This window comes from Streptomyces chiangmaiensis, from assembly GCF_036281785.1.
Lineage (GTDB): Bacteria > Actinomycetota > Actinomycetes > Streptomycetales > Streptomycetaceae > Streptomyces > Streptomyces chiangmaiensis.
This window is the reverse complement of the sequence record NZ_JAYWVC010000457.1, coordinates 1-2,766: the sequence shown is the minus strand read 5'-3', so window position 1 is coordinate 2,766 and position 2,766 is coordinate 1. Positions and strand designations below refer to the sequence as shown.

The 2,766-nt window shown below is 71.4% G+C and carries 3 protein-coding genes; 2 read left to right on the top strand and 1 reads right to left on the bottom strand.

The annotated features are described in order from the left end of the window. The coding region (locus tag VXC91_RS47375) for a hypothetical protein (RefSeq protein ID WP_408057628.1) at positions 1 to 260 on the bottom strand (260 nt) is incomplete at its 3' end. Positions 261 to 610: 350 nt separating this feature from the next. On the opposite strand from VXC91_RS47375, the gene VXC91_RS44330 reads away from it, so the two are divergent. Further along, entirely contained in the window at positions 611 to 2,131 is a 1,521-nt protein-coding gene (locus VXC91_RS44330; protein ID WP_329513007.1) for a leucyl aminopeptidase, read from the top strand. A gap of 302 nt (positions 2,132 to 2,433) precedes the next feature. Then, the coding region (locus tag VXC91_RS44325) for an FAD-dependent oxidoreductase (RefSeq protein WP_329513006.1) at positions 2,434 to 2,766 on the top strand (333 nt) is incomplete at its 3' end.

The following is a 2,766-nucleotide window of genomic DNA, read 5'->3' as shown; positions in this document are numbered from 1 at the left end:
CGCCGTACTAGGGAGACGCACCGGACGCCCGCCGCGTCCCGGCGCCTCGGGATCGGCAGGGCCGCCGCCAGGCGCCCGGCTCGTACGTCCTGCGCATCGAACTCAGCTTCAGGCGGCGGGTCTTGGCACAGAGGTGGCTGGTCGGCAGTTCGTACTCGACATGGGAGGCGGGCGTGGCCCGATTCCTTGTGCTCCTCGGTGACGGTGGCGCATCCGGCGAGCAGCAGGATCAGGGCGGCAAGGGCGAGCGGGCGCTGCACGGGACGGATCCAGGGCGTGCGGCGACGTGTGCCGGGGATGAGCCCGGACGCCGCGACCCGCGGTGCACCATGTCTCCATGCGCCCGTGCTCGCCGCGTTCGGGAGGCGCCGGTGGCTCCCGAACGCGGCAAGCACGGATCGGGTCACCGGAGGCGGGCAGGGCCTCGACGCCACGGTGAGACGAACAACCGCGGGCACGAGCGAAACCGGCCGCCGAGCGTAGGCTCGTGCCGGGTGTTTCCCAGCCCAGGTGAAGACCGTACGTTCTGAGCAATCTAGGGTCGGTCCCGGGCCGGTCGACCCCATCCGTTCGGCCACCGAAACTCAATCGGAAGCGAGATTTCACCACCGTGACTGCTCTCACACTCAGCACCGCCGCGGCGGCCGGCCAGCGGGCCGACGCCATCGTGGTCGGTGTCGCGAAGGGCGCCGAGGGCCCGGTCGTCGCACCGGGCGCCGAGGCCGTGGACCAGGCGTACGACGGCAGACTCGCCGCCACTCTGGAGACCCTGGGCGCCTCGGGCGCCGAGGGCGAGGTGACGAAGCTGCCCGCGCCCTCCGGCTTCAAGGCGCCCGTCGTGGTGGCGGTGGGCCTCGGTGCCGAGCCCGAGAAGGACGGGGCGTACTCCGCCGAGTCGCTGCGCCGCGCCGCCGGCTCCGCGGCCCGTGCGCTCGCCGGCTCCAAGAAGGCCGTCTTCGCACTGCCCGTCGCGGACGCCGCGGACATCGGCGTCGTCGGCGAGGGCGCGCTGCTCGGCGCGTACTCGTTCGACACCTACAAGGAGAACGGCAAGAACGGGAAGAACAACAAGGCCCCGCTCGCCGAGGTCGCCCTGCTCGGCGGCAAGCCCCGCGACAAGGCGTACAAGGCGGCTGTCGAACGTGCCGTCGCCGTCGCCGAGGAGCTCAACCGGGCCCGCGACCTGATCAACACCCCGCCGAACGACCTGAACCCGGCGGCCTTCGCGGACATCGCCCAGAGCGCGGGCAAGGAGTACGGCATCAAGGTGCAGGTGCTCGACGAGAAGGCGCTGGCCAAGGGCGGCTACGGCGGCATCCTCGGAGTCGGTGTGGGCTCGGCCTCCGCTCCCCGCCTGGTGAAGCTGTCGTACACGCACTCCAAGGCGGACAAGCACCTGGCCTTCGTCGGCAAGGGCATCACCTACGACTCGGGCGGCATCTCCCTCAAGCCGGCCGGCCACAACGAGACCATGAAGTGCGACATGAGCGGTGCGGCGGCGGTCTTCGCCGCGGTCGTGGCCGCCGCCCGGCTCGGTCTCGAGGTCAACGTCACCGGCTGGCTCGCCCTCGCCGAGAACATGCCCTCCGGTTCCGCCACGCGCCCCGGCGACGTGCTGCGCATGTACAGCGGCAAGACCGTCGAGGTCCTCAACACGGACGCGGAGGGCCGGCTGGTCCTCGCCGACGCGCTGTGGGCGGCCTCGCAGGAGAACCCGGACGCGATCGTGGACGTGGCGACCCTGACCGGCGCGATGATGCTCGCGCTCGGCAGCCGCACCTTCGGGATCATGTCGAACGACGACGCGTTCCGCACCGCGGTGCACGAGACCGCCAAGGAGGTCGGCGAGGACGCCTGGCCGATGCCGCTGCCGGAGCACCTGCGCAAGGGCATGGACACCCCCACGGCCGACATCGCCAACATGGGCGAGCGGATGGGCGGTGGCCTGGTGGCCGGTCTGTTCCTGAAGGAGTTCATCGGCGAGGGCATCACCTGGGCCCACCTCGACATCGCCGGCCCCGCCTTCAACGAGCAGGCCCCCTTCGGCTACACCCCCAAGGGTGGCACGGGCTCGGCCGTGCGCACCCTGGTCCGGCTCGCGGAGCTGACGGCGGAGGGCGAGCTCGGCTGACGTCGCGCGCATCCCTGAGGGCGGCCCCGGAGCTCGAGTCGAGCCCGGGGCCGCCCTCATGGCCGCATGCGCGTTACGCCCTCGACGAAATCGGCACGAATCGGTCTCGCCGCGACCTCCCGACGTGACGGATCAGACGTCGCACACCCGGGCCCGGCGCTACCGCTTCCGCCGACAAGTGCGAAGATGGGGCACGGCAGGACAGGGCCCCCACCGAAGGGCCGAAGCTTCAGCGGCCGGAGACCAGCCGCCTGCCGGTCACCGACGACCGGCGCACGGCGCACATGCATGGAGGACGTGACGTGGCGAACGACGCCAGCACCGTTTTCGACCTAGTGATCCTCGGCGGTGGTAGCGGTGGTTACGCCGCGGCCCTGCGCGGGGCGCAGCTGGGCCTGGACGTCGCCCTGATCGAGAAGGACAAGGTCGGCGGCACCTGCCTGCACCGGGGCTGCATCCCCACCAAGGCTCTGCTTCACGCGGGCGAGATCGCCGACCAGGCCCGCGAGAGCGAGCAGTTCGGTGTCAAGGCCACCTTCGAGGGCATCGACGTACCGGCCGTCCACAAGTACAAGGACGAGGTCGTCTCGGGCCTGTACAAGGGTCTGCAGGGCCTGATCGCCTCGCGCAAGGTG